Source organism: Mycobacterium sp. (assembly GCF_025965855.1).
Lineage (GTDB): Bacteria > Actinomycetota > Actinomycetes > Mycobacteriales > Mycobacteriaceae > Mycobacterium.
Window position 1 is genome coordinate 1 of the sequence record NZ_JAOPWB010000075.1, and the last position, 20,078, is coordinate 20,078.

Consider the following 20,078-nt stretch of genomic DNA (forward strand, 5'->3'; position numbering starts at 1 on the left):
TTCGTGTAGCCACTCGTCGTTTTTCGGCCGAACCGCGGCGACGGGACGGCCCAGGGCTTGGGCGTATTGCTCGGCGAGCTCGTCGACGTCAAGCGTTGCGGGACCGGTCAATTCATAAACCGCGCCGAGGTGGCCCCGCGGCGCGGTCAGCACCGCGGTGATGACATCGGCGACGTCGCTGGATGCGACGGGGGACGTGCGGCCGAGTCCGAACGGCAGGGACAAGCATCCGGTTTCTCGGATCGAGCGGGCGGCCAACGTCGCGAAGAGCGGGTTATCGAGCAGGACGGTCGGCCGGATGTGCACCGCCGGCACGCGCGACCAATTGATGACGCGCTCGGCGAGCCAATGCAGGCGTTGGTGTTTGGATTCCTCCGTGCTGGTGGCGGTCATCTGGGAGACCGTCATCTGCGACATGTTGACCAACACTTCCAGGCCGCCGAGCTCCTCCGCGGCGACGCACACCACGGTGGTGGCCTGCAGGTAATCCGGTGAGACGCTCATGTTGAAGAACATCCTGTCGATGCCGGACATCGCCGCGAAGACGTCGACCGGGTTCGTCAGGTCACCGACGATCACCTCGGCGCCTTGGGCGCGCAGTGCGTCGGCGCGAGCGTCGTCGCGGTGCACCATCGCCCGAACCGCCTCGCCCCGGCCGAGCAGTTGGGTCACCACCTGCGGACTGATACCCGCGACACCGCCGCCGGCGCCCGTGACGAGGTAGCTGCGTGGCTCTGCCATGAAAACACCTTTGTCTCAACGGGTTTGGAGCTGATCCTAGACCCGCGGGCGTGCCGAGACCGGTCGGTGCACACGAATGATCCTGTGTGCAACGGCGTACCGAGACGTATATGAGGGGTAAATGGCCAGGTAAACGAGATTTTCGGGGCCAAGCCGCCGATCACGGAGCACGGTTCAGCGAACATGTGTTTATTGAACGGCAGGTTTGGGAAGCCCATCGGGAACCGCGAATCAATCGATTGACGGTAACTTCGATCAGACCACGGGAATGACTTATGGGTTCTCCGCTTCGTAGCCTCGCTCGATGGAGCACAGCTCCCGCGAAAGGCGTCCAGACTGCCAAGTCCTGGGTCAACGTGCCTCGGGGGTTGGCCGCCCGGGCGACCACCCCGCTGTTGCCCGACGACTATCTCAAGATGCTCAATCCGCTGTGGTCAGCGCGGGAGTTGCGCGGCCTCATCGTGGACGTGCACCCCGAAACCGCCGATTCGGCCACCGTCACGATCAAGCCCGGCTGGGGCTTTTCGGGGCGGTACACGCCAGGCCAGTACGTCGGAATCGGATTGCGCATCGACGGCCGATGGCATTGGCGCTCCTATTCGTTGACGTCGATCCCGAGGCGCGACAACAAGAACCTCACCATCACCGTCAAGGCCACCCCCGAGGGTTTCCTGTCGACCCACCTGGTCAACGGCGTCAAACCGGGCACCATCGTGCGCCTGGCCTCCCCCAAAGGAGACTTCGCGCTGCCCGACCCGCCGCCGCAGAAGATCCTGTTCATCACCGCCGGAAGCGGAATCACCCCGGTGATGGCCATCCTGCGCACCCTCAGGTCCCGCGGGCAACACGCGGACATCGCGCACATTCATTCGGCGCCCGGCACGGACGAGGTGATCTTTCAAGACGAATTGCGCGAGCTCGAAAACACCCAGCAGGGCTATCGACTCCACCTGCAGCTCACGCAGACTCAGGGTCATATTGATTTCGAGCATCTCGCCGACATCGTGGCCGACTGGCGGGAGCGCCCGGCCTGGGTGTGCGGGCCGCCCGCCCTGCTGGACACGGTCGAAGAGGTTTGGAAGGGCGCCGGTTGCAGCGATCAACTGCACCTGGAGCGCTTCACCATCGCCGCCACCGACAAGGGCGGCGAAGGGGGAACGGTTACCTTCGCCATATCAGACAAGACCATCGAGATAGACGGCGCCACATCGCTTTTGGAAGCCGGTGAAAAAGTGGGGATCCAGATGCCCTTCGGCTGCCGGATGGGCATCTGCCAGACGTGCGTGCTTCCGCTGGAATCCGGGCACGTCCGCGACTTCAGGTCGGGGATCGAACACCGCGAAGGTGACCGCATCCAGACCTGCATCTCCACGGCGTCCGGAAACTGCACCATCAAGATCTAAGGGGAAACGAATGGCAATCACCGACATCAAGGAATACGCACACCTGACCACTGAGGATGTCGAGCAGCTCGCTCACGAACTGGACACGATTCGCGCCGACATCGAGGCGTCTCGGGGTGAGCGCGACGCCCGGTATATCCGCCGATCGATTCAGCTGCAGCGCGCGCTTGCCGCGGGTGGGCGAATTGCGTTGTTCGCCAGCAGAGACAAGCTGGCGTGGATCACTGGCACCGCGATGCTCGCGACGGCAAAGATCATCGAAAACATGGAGCTGGGCCACAACATCACCCATGGCCAGTGGGACTGGATGAACGATCCGGAAATCCACTCCACCGAGTGGGAGTGGGACACCACCTGCCCGAGCGTGCAGTGGAAGCACTCCCACAACTTCGTCCACCACAAGTACACCAACGTCGTCGGCCTCGACGGCGACGTCGGCTACGGGATCATGCGTGTCACCCGCGACCAACATTGGGAAGGCTGGATGCTGGGCAACCCCGTCTACAACCTGTTGCTGGGAACGCTGTTCGAGTGGGGCGTCGCATTGCACCACATCGAAACGGTCAAGATTCGTAAAAAGCAGAAGACCTGGGCCGAAGCCCGCAAGGACCTGCGAGTGATCGGCAAGAAGGTGGCCAAGCAGGCCGGCAAGGACTACCTGGTCTTTCCCGCGCTGACCGGGCGCAACTGGAAGCACACCCTCAAAGCCAACCTGACGGCCAACCTCATCCGTAACTACTGGTCCTACATGGTGATCTTCTGCGGCCATTTTCCCGACGGCGCAGAGAAATTCACCGTCGAGGAGTTCGAGAACGAGACCAAGGGGGAGTGGTATCTGCGCCAGATGCTCGGTTCGGCGAACTTCAACGCCGGGCCCTTCATGGCGTTCATCAGCGGCAACCTGTGCTACCAGATCGAACACCACCTCTTCCCGGACCTGCCCAGCAATCGCTACGCGGAGATCGGCGTGCGGGTGCGCGAGCTGTGCGACAAGTACGACCTGCCGTACACCACGGGATCCCTTGGCCGCCAGTACATGCAGTCGTTCTGGACGATTCTCAAACTCGCCTTGCCCGACAAGCTGCTCAAGGCGACCCGCGACGACGCCCGGGAGACGCGCTCGGAGCTGAAGTTTCGCGTCCGCGCGGGGCTTCGCGAGAGCTTCATCGATCCGGGTACGGGCAAACGACGCGGCCTGCGCACCGCGCTGCGTGAGCTGCGTTCGTGTGACTTGTCGGCGTAGCAAACCCCGCGCCCTCGCCGGTCGACAGCCCGATGGAGTCCCCGAGGTTTGACCTTTGGTAAGGCAACCCTTAGTTTGTGGGTAACCTACTAGCTGAAGGGTGCCAGATGCAGTTCGTCGCGTCCTGTCGGGGAGGGCGACCTCCTTTTATTGTGGCGGTGCCGCCGAGTCATCCGATCAGCGAGGTCGCGGCGGAACTCAGCGGCCCGGGAGAGTACCGCTGATGGCGCGCGGATTGCAGGGTGTAATTTTACGGAGTTTCGGCGCCCGCGACCACATGGCAACCGTGATCGAAACTGTTCGGATTGCGCCACATTTCGTGCGTGTGCGCATGGTGTCGCCGACATTGTTCGAAGAAGTGAAGGCCGAACCGGGCGGCGTGGCTGCGGTTCTGGTTTCCCGACCCGGGCGGGTCGAATACCGAGTTCCAGCGCGCATACACGATCTCCGAGGCGGACGTCACCGCCGGCAGGTTCGCGGTCGACATTGTGCTGCACGACCCAGCCGGCCCGGCGTCGTCGTGGGCGCAGACCGTGCAACCCGGCACGACGGTCGCGGCCATGTCGCTGATGGGCTCGTCTCGCTTCGACGCACCGGACGAGTCTCCGGCCGGCTACCTGCTCATCGGGGACTCGGCATCGATCCCGGCGATGAACGGAATCGTCGCAACCGCCCCCGACGACGTCGCGATCGAGATGTACCTCGAGCAGCACGACGACAACGACACGCTGATCCCGGTCGCCGAACATCCCCGGCTGCGGGCGCATTGGGTTGCGCGGCGCGACGAAAAGTCGCTGGCCGCGGCGATCGAACGTCAGGACTGGTCGGACTGGTATGTGTGGGCGACACCAGAGGCCGCGACCCTTAAGCATGTCCGAAGGCGGCTGCGCGACGAGTTCGGGTTTCCCAAGTCCGCGATACACGCCCAGGCCTATTGGAGCGCCGGGCGAGCGATGGGCACTCGCCGCGGAGACGAGCCGGAAACCCCCGTCGCTACCCCGCGGGTGCCCGATGACAGGCAGGCGGAAGGCATTGCAGCAGATGGCCGCGGGTGGACGTTTCGAAGAATTTTGGCGGCAGCAGCGGGACGCCACCGAATGGCGCATCTTCGCCGAATAGGTCAGCATGATTGACCGCGGCTCTTGCGGTATGCCTTACAGTTGATCGGTCAGTTGCCCGTGGGAATGCTGGAGGCCTGCTTATGAGTGCTGTGGTGTCGATTCCGCGGTACCCCGGCGACGTGACCCCCGAATGGTTGTCGGCCGCGCTCAGCGAACGCCGCGCACCCGTCGAGGTATCGGGCGTCGACGTGGTTGCGATCGGCACCGGCCAGACCGGCGCGACCTACCGGGTGACGGCCGGCTACGCGACGGATCCCGGTGATCTGCCGCAGACCTTTGTGATCAAGCTGCCGGCGCAGGACGACACGGTGCGCGACCGCGTCGTCATCGGCTATCGCAGCGAATGCGCCTTCTACTCGTCAGTGGCCGATCGGGTGCAGGTGCCGACACCGCAGTGCTTTTACTGCGAGATCACCGAGGACGCAATGGATTTTGCCCTGCTGCTCGCCGATCAAGCGCCGGCGGTGCAGGGCGACCAGCTCGCCGGCTGTGGTGAAGCCGAAGCGCGCCTTGCGGTTACCGCTCTGGCCGGCCTGCACGCGCCCAGCTGGTGCGATCCATTCTGGCTGGATTTTCCGGGCATCGCGTTTGCGCGGCCGGACGAAGCCGGTGCCAACGGCATGGGCGAGGTGGCGAAGATGAGCGCCGAGATCGCGCTCGAGAAGCTGGGCGATCGTATGAGCCGCGCGGACCGCGAGACCTTCAGTGCGGCAATGGATTTGGTGGCGCCTTGGCTGCTGGCCGAGTATGACCGGTTTGCCCTGCTGCACGGGGATTATCGGCTGGACAACATGTTGTTCGATCCGGACCGAACGCGGGTCAGCGTGGTCGACTGGCAGACGCTCGGCGTGGGCCTGCCGGCCAGGGATCTCGCGTACTTCACCGCGACCAGCCTGAACTCGCAACCTGCGCGCAAGCATAGAAGAAGGCCTCGTTGCCGACTATCACCGCGCGTTAACGAGCTGCGCGGTCACCGACTATGACCGCGAAACGTGCTGGCGTGATTACCGGCTCGGCGTGCTGCAGGCGCCGCTGATCTCGGCGCTGGGGTTCGCCTTCGCGGCCGCCACCGAGCGCGGCGACGACATGGTGCTCGCCATGCTGAGCCGCGGCTGTCGGGCCATCCGCGAGCTGGGGACGCTGGAATTGATCGGTTAGAGGTCGCCGGTGAAATCGGCGGTGAGCCACCGGTCGGGGCGGATGGTGAACAGCACCTCGTCAACGCCCTCCATGCTGCGGACGAACGCGCGCCCGCCTTCCTCGCCGAGGTAACGGATGGCGATGGCTTCCTGGACGTCGGCCGGGGCCGGTCTGGTCGTATCGACGACCGTGCCCTCAACCACCACGTATTGATACGGCGGCTCCTCGTGCTGAACCACCAGCGTCACCGCGCCGGCCCGCTCGATGAGCCTCGCCTTGCGGCTAGCGGACCCGGTGTTGACCCGGATGTTTCCATCGCGCGTGTAGTCGTACCAGATCGGGACGCTGGCCGGGGGCCGGCCGTCGGCGGCGACGGACAGCACCGCGACGTGCTTGGCGGCGAGGAACTCCTGACGTTCGGCTTCGCTGAGACTTCTCATGGGCACTATGAACGCCAATCCCCAAGGGCTATTCCCGGTATGGCCCCTGGCCCTGGCCGCGCGCCGCCCCGGTGATGAAAGCCACCCGCCCCGCTAACCTGCCGCTCATCGCTGCGCCGCCTTGACGAGGTTCGAACCGATGATCAGACGTTGGATCTCGCTGGTGCCCTCGTAGAGCCGCAGCAGCCGCACGTCGCGATAGATGCGTTCGACGGGAACGCCGTGCATGTAGCCGCTGCCGCCGTGGATCTGCACCGCGAGATCGGCGACCTTGCCGGCCATTTCGGTGCAGAACAGCTTGGCCGCCGAGGGCGCGATCCGGCGGTCTTGATTGGTGACCCACGCCCGCGCGGCGTCGCGGACGAGCGCGCGCCCGGCCAGCACCCCGGTCTGCTGGTCGGCGAGCATCGCCTGCACCAGTTGAAAGCTTCCGATGGGCGTCCCGCCCTGCGTCGCGGTCGCGGCATACGCCACCGATTCGTCGAGCGCGCGCTGGGCAGCGCCTACCGCGAGGGCGGCGATGTGCACCCGGCCGCGCGCCAAGGAGGTCATCGCCGCTCGGTAACCGATGTCCTCACTGCCTCCGATCAGCGCGTCGCTTCCGACGCGGACGTCGCTGAAGCCGACGTCGGCGGTCCACGCGCCCTCCTGGCCCATCTTCGCGTCCTTGGCGCCCACCTGAACGCCCGCGGCGTCGGCGGGAACCAGGAACACGGCGATCCCCGGCCCCTGGTCGTCGGCCGGTCTGGTTCGCGCGAACACCACGAACAGGTTGGCGACGGGCGCGTTGGTGATGAAGCGCTTGTCACCGGAGATCACCCAGTCGTCACCGTCGCGCACGGCCTTGGTGCGCAGGCCCGCGGGGTTCGATCCCGCGCCGGGCTCGGTCAGCGCGAAGGAGGCGACGACCTCGCCGGAGGCCATCGACTCCAGCCAGCGGCCCTTCTGTGCGTTGGTGCCGAAGCCGACGAGAACCTGTCCGGCGATGCCGTTGTTGGTGCCGAACATCGATCGCACCGCGAGCGAGGTGTATCCCAATTCCATTGCCAGCTCGACGTCTTGGATGAGATTCACGCCGAGGCCGCCCCACCGCTGGGGGATCGCATATCCGAACAGACCCATCTTCTTGGCCTGGTCGCGCAGATCGTCCGGCACCCGGTCATCCGTCAGGATCTCTTGCTCGCGCGGGACGACGGCGCTGCGGACGAAGTGACGGGTCTGGGCGAGGATCTCCCGGAAGTCTTCGTCGGGCACTTCCTGGACTTCGGCGCTCGTCATGGGCAGAGGCTCCTCTTTGGCACTTATCGCTCGGGTTCACCCACCCGGCGTCGGCCACGATCCTATATGAAATATGATATTCGACCATCGGGTACCCCATGGCGGGAGCAAAGCAAGGGAGGCGGGATTCACGTGTCGTTGCTGGACGGTCAGACTGCAGTCGTCACAGGTGGTGCACAAGGCCTGGGCTTCGCGATAGCGGAGAGATTCGTCGCCGAGGGAGCGCGGGTCGTGCTCGGGGACGTCAATCTCGAGGCGACTCAAGCCGCGGCCAAGCAGCTGGGAGGCGAGGAGGTGGCGCTGGCGGTCCGCTGCGATGTGACTCAAGCGGCCGAGGTCGAAACCTTGATCCAGACCGCCGTCGAGCGCTTCGGTGGCCTGGACATCATGGTCAACAACGCCGGAATCACCCGCGACGCGACGATGCGCAAGATGACCGAAGAGCAGTTCGATCAGGTCATCGACGTGCACCTGAAGGGAACGTGGAACGGCATCCGGCTGGCGGCGGCGATCATGCGGGAAAATAAGCGCGGCGCCATCGTGAACATGTCATCCGTGTCGGGCAAGGTCGGCATGGTCGGCCAGACCAACTATTCCGCGGCCAAGGCCGGGATCGTCGGGATGACCAAGGCCGCGGCCAAAGAGCTTGCCTACCTTGGGGTGCGGGTTAACGCGATCGCTCCCGGCCTGATTCGGTCGGCCATGACGGAGGCTATGCCGCAACGGATTTGGGACGAAAAGGTGGCCGAGATTCCCATGGGCCGCGCCGGGGAGCCCAGCGAGGTCGCCACGGTGGCCTTGTTCCTGGCCTCCGATCTGTCCTCGTACATGACCGGCACCGTGATGGAAGTCACGGGCGGCCGGCACATCTGAGTGGACCGGAATGGAATGGTGAATATGCGCCAGACCGTCATTTGTGAGCCCGTCCGCACGCCCATCGGCCGCTACGGCGGAATGTTCAAGTCGCTGACCGCCGTCGACCTGGGCGTGGCCGCCCTCAAAGGGCTACTCGAGCGGACCGGGCTCTCGCCCGAGGCCGTGCAAGACGTCATCCTCGGCCACTGCTATCCCAGCAGCGAAGCGCCGGCGATAGGGCGGGTGGTGGCGTTGGATTCCGGCCTGCCGGTGACGGTTCCAGGCATGCAGGTCGACCGGCGCTGCGGGTCGGGCCTGCAGGCGGTGATCCAGGCGTGCCTGCAGGTCGGCAACGGCGACCACGATCTCGTCATCGCGGGCGGTTGCGAAAGCATGAGCAACGTCGCTTTTTACTCGACCGACATGCGGTGGGGCGGCGCCCGCGGCGGTGTCCGGGTGCACGACGGGCTGGCGCGGGGACGCGCGACCGCCGGCGGCCGGCACTACCCGGTGCCGGGCGGGATGCTGGAGACCGCCGAGAACGTGCGCCGCCAGTACAGAATTTCGCGCCTCGACCAGGACGAGCTCGCCGTGCGCTCGCACCAGCGTGCGGTGGCCGCGCAAAAGGACGGCCTGATGGGGGAGGAGATCATTCCGGTCCTGGTCCGCACGCGGCAAAGCGAGGAATTGATCGACACCGACGAGCACCCGCGCGCCGACACGTCGGTGGAGTTGCTGAGCAAGCTCAAACCCGTTCTGCTGGGCGAGGATCCGGAGGCGACGGTTACGGCCGGCAACTCCAGCGGACAGAACGACGCGGCGTCGATGTGCGTGGTGACCACGCCCGAGAAAGCGGCCGAATGCGGCCTGACACCGTTGGTCCGGATGGTGTCGTGGGGGTCGGCGGGCGTGGCGCCCAGCATCATGGGCATCGGCCCGGTGCCGGCGACCGAGGTGGCCCTGGCCAAGGCGGGCCTGCAGCTGTCCGACATCGACGTCATCGAGCTGAACGAAGCCTTCGCCGCGCAGGCGCTTGCGGTGATGCGCGAATGGAATTTCGGCGCCGCCGACCACGACCGAACCAACGTGCACGGGTCGGGAATCTCGCTGGGCCATCCCGTCGGTGCGACCGGCGGCAGGATGCTGGCGACCCTGGCGCGCGAACTCAACCGCCGCCGGGCGCGCTACGGGCTGGAGACCATGTGCATCGGCGGCGGCCAGGGGCTGGCGGCGGTCTTCGAGCGGGTCGCCTCGTCGTGAACGGTCCCCTGAGCGGCATCACCGTCGTGGAGGTGTCCAGTTTCGTCGCCGCACCGCTGTGCGGCATGACCCTGGCTCAGCTTGGCGCGCAGGTGATCCGGGTTGACCCGATCGGCGGCGCCTCCGACGTACAGCGATGGCCGCTGGCGGCCGGCGGCACGTCGATCTACTGGACCGGCCTGAACAAGGGGAAGCGTTCGGCCACCATCGATCTGCGCTCGGACGGGGGCCAGGAGCTGGTCCAGCGGCTGATAGTCGAGGGTGACGGCATCGTCGTCACCAACGCCGCCGGGCTGTCCTGGCTCAGCCACGATCTGTTGGCCGCCAAGCGGTCCGACGTCATCCACGTCCAACTGCTCGGACGCGGCGACGGGTCCACCGGGGTGGATTACACCGTCAACGCGGGCGTCGGGTTCCCGCTCGTCACCGGTCCGGCCGAGCACGCCGGCCCGATCAACCACGTGCTGCCGGCCTGGGACGTGTGCTGCGGCCTGTACGCCGCGCTGGCGGTCGTCACCGCCGTCCGGCGCCGCGACCAGAGCGGGGTGGGCGGGCGCATTAGTCTCGCGCTGGAGGATGTCGCGCTTGCCACGGCGGGAAACCTGGGGCTGCTGACCGAGCCTCAGGTCAATGGGACGCAACGCCAGCGGCTCGGCAATGCCATCTACGGCCAATACGGGCAGGACTTCGCCAGCCGCGACGGGGTCGGTTTCATGGTTGTCACCTTGACCGGCCGGCACTTTCGTGACCTCGTCGAGGTGACCGGCACGGGTGCCGCGGTGTCGGCGCTCGCGGAGGCGCTGGGCGTGGACTTCGGCTCGGAGGGCGACCGCTATCGCTACCGTGACGCCCTGTCGGGGCTGTTCGCGACCTGGTTCGCCGATCACACGGCCGACGAGGTCACCGCCGCCCTGTCGGGCAGCACCGTGTTGTTCGAGCGGTACCGCACCTTCGCCGAGGCCGCCGCGGACGCGAAGGTGACCGCCAACCCGCTATTTTCCCGGCTGCACCAACCGGGCGTCGGGGACTATTTCGCCCCCGGCATGCCGGTCGCGTTCGACGGCACGCATCCCGCGAGCGCGCCGGCTCCCGCCCTGGGACAAGACACGGCCGAGGTGCTCGCCCAGCGCTTGGGGTTGACGACCGCGGACATCGCGCGCCTGACGAGCGCCAAGACGATAGGGACACACAGCGCATGACCAAACTCGCCCAAACCCTCGGCCTGACCGAGTTCCAGACCGAGATCGTCGCCACCGTACGGCAATTCGTCGAGAAGGAAGTCATTCCCAACGCGCAGCAACTGGAGCGCGACGATGCTTACCCACAGGACATCGTCGATCAGATGCGGGATATGGGCCTGTTCGGTCTGATGATTCCCGAGGAATACGGCGGGCTGGGGGAGTCGCTGCTGACCTACGCGCTTTGCGTCGAGGAACTGGCGCGCGGCTGGATGAGCGTGTCCGGGGTGCTCAACACGCACTTCATCGTGGCCTACATGCTGCGCCAGCACGGCACCGACGCGCAAAAGCAGCGGTTTTTGCCGCGCATGGCAACCGGCGAGTCGCGTGGCGCGTTTTCGATGTCGGAGCCGGAGCTGGGCTCCGACGTCGCCGCGATCCGAACCCGTGCCCAGCGCGACGCGGACGGCGGCTACACCATCAACGGCCAGAAGATGTGGCTGACCAACGGCGGCAGTTCGACGCTGGTGGCGGTGCTGGTGCGCACCGACGAAGGCGCGGACAGGCCGCATCGCAACCTCACCGCGTTCCTCGTCGAAAAGCCGACGGGGTTCGGCGAGGTCGTGCCGGGCCTGGTGATACCCGGCAAGATCGACAAGCTGGGCTACAAGGGCATCGACACCACCGAGCTCATCTTCGACGGTTACCGGGCAAGCGCCGACGACATCCTCGGTGATACGCCCGGGCAGGGCTTCTTCCAGATGATGGACGGCATCGAAGTCGGCCGAGTCAACGTGTCGGCGCGCGCGTGTGGCGTCGGCATCCGCGCCTTCGAACTCGCGGTGCGTTACGCCCAGCAGCGGCACACCTTCGGCAAGCCGATCGCCGAACACCAGGCCATCGCGTTCCAGTTGGCCGAGATGGCGACCAAAGTGGAAGCGGCACACCTGATGATGGTCAACGCGGCGCGGTTGAAGGATTCCGGTGAGCGCAACGACGTCGCCGCCGGCATGGCCAAATACCTTGCCAGCGAATACTGCTCGGAAGTTACCCAGCAGAGCTTCCGGATCCACGGCGGCTACGGCTACTCCAAGGAATACGAGATCGAACGGCTGATGCGCGACGCTCCGTTCCTGCTCATCGGCGAGGGAACCAGCGAAATCCAGAAATCCATCATCAGCAAGCGATTACTCGCCGAGTATCAGGTGTGAGGCGATGACCATTCCGGATTTCGCTGCGCGCCCACAACTTTCCGACGATGTCGCGCGCTTCATCCGCAGACGGATCTTCGACGGCACGTACGCGGCCGGGTCCTATGTGCGCCTGGACCAACTGGCCGCGGAGCTGGGAATCAGCGTAACGCCGGTGCGCGAGGCGCTCTTCGCACTGCGTGCGGAAGGGTTGATCGCGCAGCAGCCGCGCCGCGGTTTTGTGGTGCTGCCGGTCACCGGGCGGGACGTCACCGACGTCGCGAACGTGCAGGGCTACGTCGGAGGGGAGCTGGCCGCGCGGGCCGCAATCAACATCACGGGTGAGCAGGTGCGCGAACTCAAACAGATCCAGGCCGAGCTCGAAGAGGCCTATGCCGGTGACGACAACGAGCGGACCGTCCGTCTCAACCACGAATTTCACCGCGCCATCAATGTCGCCGCGGACTCGCCCAAGCTCGCCCAGCTGATGTCGCAGATCACCCGTTACGCACCGGAATCGGTGTTCCCCGCCATCGAGGGGTGGCCGGAACAGTCGATAAAGGACCATCGCCGGATCTTGTCCGCCCTCAAAAAGCATGACCACGAGCTGGCGCGGGCGGCGATGTCGGAACATCTTGCCGCGGGCGCCGTTCCGCTGATCGATCACCTGACTGCCCGAGGCGTGGTCATCGATGCGAGCCGTCCGCCGCCGGGATAGGTGTTGTTGGTGAGGCACGCCAGGGCATAGGCTGCTTTTTCAGGGGGCAACAACATAGAGCGAGGAAAAGTGCCCCGAACGATTCGCGCATCGGCTCTATTCGTTGCGACTCTGACAGCCATCGTCCTCGCGCCGCCGGCGGTCGCTGACCCGGTCGACCCGATCCCCGGCAATGGTGTCTTTGTCGTGGGGCCTGACATCGCACCGGGCCTCTACCACACGGGCGGGTCGGGGTCGGCCTTCGGGGTTTGGATAAATAACGTGCCGACCCAGGACTCAATGTGCTCGTGGTTCACGTACAGCACGCCTGATGCGAACAAGGACCATGCACTCCAGACGAATACCTCTATCGGCCCGATGTACGCGAATGTCAACTCTGCGGTTAAGGCCTTCGAGTCGCAGAACTGTCAACCCTGGACGCGGGTTCCTTAAGGCTGATTCGCTTCGACCAGCATCTTCCGCAGGCGGTGGGTGTCGACCTTGCCGGTGGCGCCGCGCGGAACGTCGTCATCGGATTCCAGCAACAGCCATAATTTCGGCATCTTGAAGGCGCTCAGCAACTTTCGGGCCGACTCATGCAACTGGTCCGCGGTCAATGCGCTGCTGCATACCACCGCAGCGCCCACCCTTCCGCCGGCAAGTCCGGGCACGTTGGTGACGTAGGCATTCTGGACGCCGTCGATCGCGCGCAGCGCCCGCTCCACCTCGCTCGGGTACACGGTTGCGCCGCTGACCTTGAACATGTCGTCGGATCGGCCGTGGTAGAACAGGAACCCGCCCTCGTCGAGGTGGCCGAGGTCGCCGGAGGGGTAGAAGCCGTCCGGGGTAAACAGCTCTTCTCGGCCGCGACGGCAGACGCCGCGCAGCGTGTGTGGTCCCCGGATCTGGATTTCCCCAACGGATCCGGGCGGGACCGGCTCGCCGCCGTCCGGGTCGACGATGCGAACCTCCACGCCGGGAAACGGTTTTCCGCAACTGCCCCACGCGGTCGGGGGCATGTCGGTGTCGGCGGCGTAGCCGCAGTACGGCCCGAACGCTTCCGTCATGCCGAACAGCGTGGCCCGCGCGCCCGGTTGAGCCCGCTGCTCGGGGGGCAGCAGGGCTTCCAGGCTCCCCGGCCGCAACGCCGACAGATCGGCACCGACCCGGTCCGCGTGCCGGGCCAGCACTTCGGCCTGATCGGGCCACCCCCGAAACAGCGTGACCCGCTCGGTTTCCAGTAGCCGCAGGGTGGTCTCGGGCCGCGGTATTTCCTCGGTCACCAGCGTGGCGCCCGCCAGCAGCGCGGACAAGATTCCGCTCCCGAAGCCACCCACCCAGAAAAATGGCATGGGCAGATATAGGCGGGTGTCGGACGTGATGCAGCGCGCTGCGAGGCCCGATTGCACCGCGGTCAGCGCGCTGCCGTGGGAGTGCACGACCCCTTTGGGTGCTCCGCTGCTGCCCGAGGTGAACATGATCACCAGGGGGTCGGCGGGGGTGACCGCCTCTGTCATGGCGCCGACGATCCGGCGGGCCGGCTCGCTGGGAACGGTATGGGCGAGGCGGTCGACCGGCCAGGCCTGGCGTAAGGCGGGAAGTTCGCGCCGCAGCACGAAATGCAGGTCGTCCAGGTAGCGGTGGCCACGGAATTCCTCGACGCTGACCAGGAATTGAACCGAAGCGGTCCGCAGCTGCGCGACCAGCTCGCCGGCCTGCAGCAGCGTGCTCAGCGGAACCAGCACGGCGCCAATGCGAGTCAGGGCGATCGCCACCTGCACCCAGCGGGCGCTGTTGGGCATGATCAGCCCGACCCGGGCGCCCTTGCCCACGCCTGCTTCGACGAAGACCGCGGCCAAGTCGGCTGTGGTGGCGTCCAGTTCGCGATAGCTGATTCGGGCCGCCGGGTCGATCGCCATCGGCTTCGCGCCGTGCCGCGCGGCGCGGGACCGCACCAGTTGATCGATGGTGCGGTCAGGCATCGAACAGCCTTCCCAGTCGCTGCGAGTCGACCTTCCCGCTGGACAGCAATGGTATTTCGTTGTGTGCCAAGGCGATGAACCGCTTGGGGATCTTGTAGGAAGACAGCTCCCCCTTGAGCCGCTCGCGCAACGCCGCCTCGTCGAAGGTCGCGCCGTCCGGCGTCACCACGACCGCGGCGACCAGCTGGCCACGCTGGGCATCCGGAATGCCCACGACGTGGGCGACCGCGCCGCCGGTCACCGTGGCGATGGCCTTCTCGACCTCGGCCGCCGATACGTTGGCGCCCGCCGTTTTGAGCATCGCGCTGAGCCTGCGGACGAAATAGAAGAATCCGTCGTCATCGGTGCGCACCAAATCGCCCGTGTGGAACCAGCCGTCGGCGTCGAAGCACTCTTCGCGGCTGCGTTTGTAATACCGCTGCATCACGTAGGGCCCGCGGATGCACAGTTCACCGACGCCCGAGGCGTCCGGGTCCAGGATCATGGCGTCGAATCCGGGCGCCGGCTTGCCGAACGATCCGCGGCGGCTTTCGGGTTGGTCGGATTCATCGTCGCTGATCAGTAGGACGCTGCCGGCTTCGGTCATGCCCAGCATATTGTGCCGCAACTCCGGATCGGCCGGGCGGGCGGCGGGATCCATGATCGGGTACAGGTTGCCCCGGCGCATCGACGACAGGTCGCGTCCGGCGAAGCTCGGGTGATCGGCGAGGTAGGCGATGCCGGCGGCGAAACCATTGGCCATCGTCGGCTTTTCGGCTTCCAGCAAGTCCAGCGTCTGACCGGGGTCACCGGCGTTGGAGCACACCAGCGTCGACCCGGCGACCAAGGTTGCCAGCAGGCCGAAGGCGAACCCGCCGATCCAGAAGAACGGCGAATTGCAGAACAGCTTGTCCGCCGTCGTCAGGCCGCGGATTGCGTTGAGGTTTCGCTGGTGTCCGAGCAGGCCGGCGTGCGTGTGCACCACTCCCTTCGGGGCGCTGGTGGAGCCCGACGTGTACACGATCGCCAGCGGATCGCAGCCGTCGACGTCGTCTTCCATCGCATCAAGGAGCGCCGGGTCGACGGACCTGGCAAGCCGGTACACGCGTTCGGGATTGACTATGACATGGCGCAACTGCGGTGTAGCGGTAACGAACAGCCGCTCATCGTTGTCCGGCTCAGCATGCGATAGCACCTCCGCGAGTCGCTGCACGTAGTCATGGGAGCGGAAGGACGCGGTGGCCAAGAGGATTTCGGCATCGCTGTCCATCAGCTGCTCGCGCAGCTCGCGAGCGGTGGCGAACGTGGAGAACGGAATCACCACCGCGCCGATTCGCGCCGCCGCGAGCATCCCGACGACGAACTCGGTGCCGTTCGGGTAGAGCAGCCCCACATGGGTGCCCTTGCCGCCCCCTTGCGCGATCAGTCCGCGGGCAAGCTCCGCCGAGCGCCGATCGGCCTCGGCATAGCTGATGCGGTCGCCATCGCAGACGAGAAGCGGGTGGTCCGCGCGCGAGCGAGCCTGATGCCGCAGGATTCCGGGGACCGTGGGAGCGTCACTGGGCATGGTCGCGATGGGCGGCGGAGTCACTGAAATAGAGCCTGACATCGCTGAGATCGGCCTTACCCGACGGGGTTCGGGGGATCGCGTCGACGATCGCGATCTCGGTGGGGATTTCGTAGCGCGCCAGTCGCGTTCGCAGGTATTCGACCAGCGTGTCGGCGTCGGCGGACGCGGGCTCGCGCAGTTGCACCATCGCGACCGGCGTCTCCCCGAGGCGTTCGTCGGATCGCGCGACCACGGCGGCGCCCGCCACCGCAGGATGGTCCTCCAGCGCGACCCGTACGTCGTCGGGCATCACCTTGAACCCGCCGCGGATGATCGCTTGGTCGGCCCGTCCGACGATCCAGACAAAGCCGTCCTCGTCGATGCGGGCCAGGTCGGTGGTTCGCGTCCACGTCGCCGATGGCCCCAGTTGTCCCGGCTTGACCTCCAGCAGGCCGACCCGGTCCGGCCCGAGCGTCGTGCCCTCGTCGTCGACCACCCGCAGCCGCGCGCCCGGGTTGGCCCGGCCTACGCTGCCACGCTTGGCTCGCCAGTACTCTCGGTAGTCCGCGAGGGTCCAGCCGGCGACGCCACCGCCGAATTCCGTTGCGGCATAAGAGGTGAGGACCGGTATGCCGTACTTCTCGGTGAAGGCGTCGGCGTCGTCAGGCGAAAGCGGGGCGGTGCCGCAGGTGACGGCACGGATGCTCTCCAGATCGGCCCGCGTCAGGTCGGAGTGCAACACCGTCCGCAGTGCGGCCGGCACCAGCGATACCGTGCCCGGCCGGTGGCTGCGCACCGCCACGGCCCATGCCTTGAGCTCGAAGCGTTCCAGTAGCACAAAGGATCTGGCCTCCGCGATGCACTGCAGCACCCGGAACACGCCGCCAATGTGCACCAGCGGCGAGTTGACGATCGCGACGCCGCGTCGCAGCTTCGTTGGCGCCGGGGCACTTTCAGGGTCGGGGCCCATCACGCTGCGCGCCAGCATCTCGTAGCTGAGGTCGATTCGTTTGGGCGGCCCGGTCGTTCCGCTCGTCAGCATCCGCACCGCCACGCCGGGCCGTGCGGCGGATCCTTCGGTGTCGCAGGCTCGCCCACGGGCGTCGACGGAAGAACCCGTAATCGCCAGCGTCGCGGTCCCCGTCGGGACCAGCGTCGCCAAGTCGTTGGGTTCGCCGATGATCAACGGCAGCCGGAGCGCGGCGATGTCGGCCCTGGTGCGGTCGTCGCCGAGAGCCGGGTTGATGGCGACGACGGTTCCGCCGCCCAGCAGTACCCCGAGGAAGGACGCGACGTGACCGGGCCGGTTGCGCAACAGCATGCCGACGCCCGCGTGGTCGGCGGCCTGGGATGCGACGCGGCGTGCCACGTCGCCCACTTCGCGCCACGAGATCCATTGATCCTCATACTCGATCGCGTACGAGTCGGGCTGCAGATCGAGCACATCGGCGATGCGCCGGCTGAGCGGGTGACGGGCCATCAGCGGATCTCCGGTTCGCGTGCACCGATCTCGCCTTGCTGGGTGGCCAATTCCGCGGTGCCGAGCGGGTTGCCCAGACGGGTGTAGATGAGTCCCTGCTCCAAGGCGGCGCGGTAGGGCTTGTCCAGCGACTCCCAGATCGCTTTCACGGTGCCCTGGGTCGCCGATGGTGGCTTGGCGGCGATCGTCGCGGCGATCTCGCGGGCCCGCTTCCACAGCCTGTCGGGGGAGACCACCTCCGAAACCAATCCGATGCGCAGAGCGGTGTCGGCCCCGACCCGCTCGTCGTTGCCCATCAGGGCCATGCGCAATGTCTCGCCCAGACCGATGCGCCGCATCAGGCCGATCGGCTCCAACGCGCACACCAGGCCGGCCGACACGTGTGAGTCGAAAAAGGTTGCGTCGTCTGAGCAGATGACGACGTCGGCTTCGTTGATGAAATAGAAGGCGCCCGCGGTGCACATGCCTTGAACGGCGCACACCACGGGTTTCCACATCTTCTGCCACTTGGGGCTCAGCGCTTCGCCCGGATCCTCGTGGTTCCACACGTTTTCCGGCTGGCCGTACGGCGTCTTGATGTCCAGACCGGCGCTGAACGCCCGGCTGCCGGCCGCCCGCAGCACCACCGCGTGCACCGCCTCGTCAAGTTTGACCGCGCGCCAGGCCCGAGCCATTTCCTCACACATGGTGCGGTTGAACGCGTTTAGCTGCTCCGGCCGATTCAGCGTGATGGTGGCGACATGGTCGTCCGCGTTGACCTCGAGCAGGATGGTTTCAAAGGTGGAGCTCATCAGCGGCACTGCCAATTCGGTTTCCGCTTTTCGACGAAGGCCTTGGGGCCCTCCCGCGCGTCCTCCGTTCGCAGCACGCGCTCGCGGAAGGTCTCTGCGAGTATCTCGGCCTCGTGCAGCGGCACATTCAGGCCCTTGAGAATGGCCAGCCGGGTTCCGCGCACCGCCAGGGGCGCATTGGAGTTGACGATGTCGGCGATCTCGTGGGCCCGGTCCAGTAGGCGGTCGTGCTCGACGACTTCGCTGATCAATCCGAGATCGTAGGCGCGTTGTGCGCTCATCCGCTCGTGCTTACCCATCAAGGCCATCCGCAGGGCGATCGAGCGGGGCAAGACCCTGGATAGCCGCACCAATTCGCGTCCGGCCACCAGCCCGATGCTGACGTGCGGATCGAAAAAGGTCGCCTGCTCGGATGCGATGACGATGTCCGTCGTAGTGACCCAGTCCATGCCGGCGCCGCAGCACAGTCCGTTGACGGCGGTCAGCACCGGCTTGGCCATGGTGCGAAACGGCGGCGTGCCTTCCTGCGGTGCCTCCCACTGGTCGTATGTCGACAGGTACGGCCGTTCGTAGATCACCTTGCCGTCTTCGGGGATGGCTTTGACGTCGGCCCCTGTGCAGAACGCGCGGCCGGTGCCGGTGACCAGGAGCAGCCACACGTTCTCGTCGTTCTCGGCATCCCCGTAGGCGGCGCGCAGTTCGGTGATCATATGCGGGCTCAGAGCGTTGAGCGCCTCGGGACGGTTCAGTGTGATGATGGCCGTATGCCCGTCGACGTCGTAGTTGATGGTGTCGAACGAGTCGGTAGGCATCCGTGCTCCCTCATCTGCCACGGAACTTTGGCGCACGTCGTTGCCGAAACGCCTCCAGTCCCTCTTTGAAATCGCCCGTCCGACACGAGAGTTCCAGATTGAATAGCTCCTGCGTCATGGATTGGCTCAGCGTCGCGTGCTGACCGAAGGTCAGGGCCTGCTTGGCCAACCCGATCGCGGCGGTCGGCCCGGAGGCCAGCCGCTCCAGCAGCCTCTCGGCCGTGTCGTCGAGTTCGGGCCGGCTTACCGCTTGGTGGATCAGTCCCCAATCGGCCGCGTCCGTCGCGCTCACTTTCTCCCCCAGCAGCAGCATCCGCCTGGCCCGCACCAGACCGACCAGTCGGGGCAGCAGCCAGGAGGAGCCCGAGTCCGGGCTGAAGCCTCGGTCAACGAACGGTTCCCAGAACACCGCGTCGCTGGCGGCGACGGTGAAGTCGGCGGCGAGTGCGAGGTTGCAGCCAAACCCCACGGCCCATCCCTGAACGCTGCAGACCACCGGCAGCTGAACGCTCGCGACGAGTTCGATCACTCGGTGGGCGGCGTGGGGGATCCGCCGCACCAGATCGCCGGCGCGGGGACGTTGCCCGCCGGGATCATTGGCGGCCACCCAGTCGGCACCGGCGCAGAAGTCGTCTCCCTCGCCTCGGATGTGGATCGCGCGCAACGAATCGTCGGCGGCGGAATCGGTCAGCGCATCAACCAATTCGCCGATCATCAAGTGCGTCAACGCATTACGCCGCACGGGGCGATTCAGGGCGACCCGCAAGACCGCGCCTTCCCGGCACGCGGTGACCGACCCCTCGGCGCCGGCCGCGTCGGCCTCGTGACTCACCGTCTACCCGGCCTCTCTCCGCCGATACGGTTACCCATACAGTAGGCAATACGATTGGTACGGGGTATAAGTTAGCAAGGAAACGCTGACGACGGAAATACCCTGGC

17 protein-coding genes and 2 pseudogenes are annotated in these 20,078 nt (G+C 66.2%); 10 read left to right on the top strand and 9 right to left on the bottom strand.

The genetic code is table 11. The features are described from left to right. Positions 1-741 (bottom strand): NAD(P)H-binding protein (locus JWP83_RS05290; protein WP_297726811.1); only part of this gene is annotated, 741 nt, incomplete at its 3' end. A gap of 275 nt (positions 742-1,016) precedes the next feature. On the opposite strand from JWP83_RS05290, the gene JWP83_RS05295 reads away from it, so the two are divergent. The 4 genes and pseudogenes from JWP83_RS05295 (at position 1,017) to JWP83_RS05310 (ending at position 5,666) form a co-directional block, all read left to right on the top strand. After that, the gene (locus JWP83_RS05295) at positions 1,017-2,144 is read left to right on the top strand and encodes a ferredoxin reductase (protein ID WP_297726812.1); all 1,128 of its coding nucleotides are present in this window, start codon (positions 1,017-1,019) and stop codon (positions 2,142-2,144) included. A gap of 10 nt (positions 2,145-2,154) precedes the next feature. Then, complete coding sequence (locus tag JWP83_RS05300; protein ID WP_297726814.1) at positions 2,155-3,387, top strand: fatty acid desaturase; 1,233 nt, start codon at positions 2,155-2,157, stop codon at positions 3,385-3,387. A 223-nt stretch (positions 3,388-3,610) separates the two neighbouring features. Then, positions 3,611-4,367: pseudogene (locus JWP83_RS05305) on the top strand (siderophore-interacting protein); the annotation flags it as partial. Positions 4,368-4,588: 221 nt separating this feature from the next. Continuing rightward, a pseudogene (locus JWP83_RS05310) lies at positions 4,589-5,666 on the top strand (phosphotransferase family protein). Here JWP83_RS05310 and JWP83_RS05315 read toward each other — a convergent pair. Both JWP83_RS05315 and JWP83_RS05320 read right to left on the bottom strand, forming a co-directional pair. Beyond that, a complete protein-coding gene (locus tag JWP83_RS05315) occupies positions 5,663-6,088 on the bottom strand; it encodes a pyridoxamine 5'-phosphate oxidase family protein (RefSeq protein ID WP_297726816.1) in 426 nt (141 codons plus the stop codon). The pseudogene JWP83_RS05310 and the gene JWP83_RS05315 overlap by 4 nt on opposite strands. 105 nt (positions 6,089-6,193) lie before the next feature. Next, positions 6,194-7,366 (bottom strand): acyl-CoA dehydrogenase family protein, encoded by a 1,173-nt coding sequence (locus JWP83_RS05320; protein ID WP_297726818.1) that lies wholly within the window; start codon positions 7,364-7,366, stop codon positions 6,194-6,196. A gap of 132 nt (positions 7,367-7,498) precedes the next feature. On the opposite strand from JWP83_RS05320, the gene fabG reads away from it, so the two are divergent. From fabG to JWP83_RS05350, 6 genes are all read left to right on the top strand, one after another. Next, positions 7,499-8,239, top strand: a complete 741-nt coding sequence (gene fabG, locus JWP83_RS05325) for a 3-oxoacyl-ACP reductase FabG (protein WP_297726820.1) — start codon at positions 7,499-7,501, stop codon at positions 8,237-8,239. Between the two features lie 15 nt (positions 8,240-8,254). Then, on the top strand, positions 8,255-9,481 hold the full coding sequence (locus JWP83_RS05330; RefSeq protein ID WP_297726822.1) for an acetyl-CoA C-acetyltransferase: 1,227 nt from the start codon (positions 8,255-8,257) through the stop codon (positions 9,479-9,481). Next, a complete protein-coding gene (locus JWP83_RS05335; protein ID WP_297726824.1) occupies positions 9,478-10,680 on the top strand; it encodes a CoA transferase in 1,203 nt (400 codons plus the stop codon). The genes JWP83_RS05330 and JWP83_RS05335 overlap by 4 nt, the downstream gene beginning before the upstream one ends. Beyond that, a complete protein-coding gene (locus JWP83_RS05340) occupies positions 10,677-11,870 on the top strand; it encodes an acyl-CoA dehydrogenase family protein (protein WP_297726826.1) in 1,194 nt (397 codons plus the stop codon). Before JWP83_RS05335 ends, JWP83_RS05340 begins: the two co-directional genes overlap by 4 nt. A 4-nt stretch (positions 11,871-11,874) precedes the next feature. Continuing rightward, entirely contained in the window at positions 11,875-12,567 is a 693-nt protein-coding gene (locus JWP83_RS05345) for a GntR family transcriptional regulator (RefSeq protein ID WP_297726829.1), read from the top strand. Positions 12,568-12,636: 69 nt separating this feature from the next. Then, positions 12,637-12,999, top strand: coding sequence for a hypothetical protein (locus tag JWP83_RS05350; RefSeq protein WP_297726831.1), 363 nt, complete (start codon positions 12,637-12,639; stop codon positions 12,997-12,999). On the opposite strand, the gene JWP83_RS05355 is transcribed toward JWP83_RS05350, so the two are convergent. Genes JWP83_RS05355 through JWP83_RS05380 form a run of 6 tightly spaced genes read right to left on the bottom strand, consistent with a single transcriptional unit; the run spans position 12,996 to position 19,971 of the window. After that, positions 12,996-14,528 carry a class I adenylate-forming enzyme family protein gene (locus JWP83_RS05355; RefSeq protein WP_297726833.1) on the bottom strand — a complete coding sequence of 511 codons (1,533 nt, stop codon included), beginning with the start codon at positions 14,526-14,528 and terminating at the stop codon, positions 12,996-12,998. The genes JWP83_RS05350 and JWP83_RS05355 overlap by 4 nt on opposite strands. Then, positions 14,521-16,074 (bottom strand): class I adenylate-forming enzyme family protein, encoded by a 1,554-nt coding sequence (locus JWP83_RS05360; protein ID WP_297726902.1) that lies wholly within the window; start codon positions 16,072-16,074, stop codon positions 14,521-14,523. Before JWP83_RS05360 ends, JWP83_RS05355 begins: the two co-directional genes overlap by 8 nt. Continuing rightward, a complete protein-coding gene (locus tag JWP83_RS05365; RefSeq protein WP_297726835.1) occupies positions 16,064-17,536 on the bottom strand; it encodes a class I adenylate-forming enzyme family protein in 1,473 nt (490 codons plus the stop codon). Before JWP83_RS05365 ends, JWP83_RS05360 begins: the two co-directional genes overlap by 11 nt. After that, positions 17,536-18,327, bottom strand: a complete 792-nt coding sequence (locus tag JWP83_RS05370) for an enoyl-CoA hydratase/isomerase family protein (RefSeq protein ID WP_297726837.1) — start codon at positions 18,325-18,327, stop codon at positions 17,536-17,538. Before JWP83_RS05370 ends, JWP83_RS05365 begins: the two co-directional genes overlap by 1 nt. Continuing rightward, the gene (locus tag JWP83_RS05375) at positions 18,327-19,139 is read right to left on the bottom strand and encodes an enoyl-CoA hydratase/isomerase family protein (RefSeq protein ID WP_297726839.1); all 813 of its coding nucleotides are present in this window, start codon (positions 19,137-19,139) and stop codon (positions 18,327-18,329) included. Before JWP83_RS05375 ends, JWP83_RS05370 begins: the two co-directional genes overlap by 1 nt. Before the next feature lie 10 nt (positions 19,140-19,149). Further along, positions 19,150-19,971 carry an enoyl-CoA hydratase-related protein gene (locus JWP83_RS05380; protein ID WP_297726842.1) on the bottom strand — a complete coding sequence of 274 codons (822 nt, stop codon included), beginning with the start codon at positions 19,969-19,971 and terminating at the stop codon, positions 19,150-19,152. Positions 19,972-20,078 lie beyond the last annotated feature (107 nt).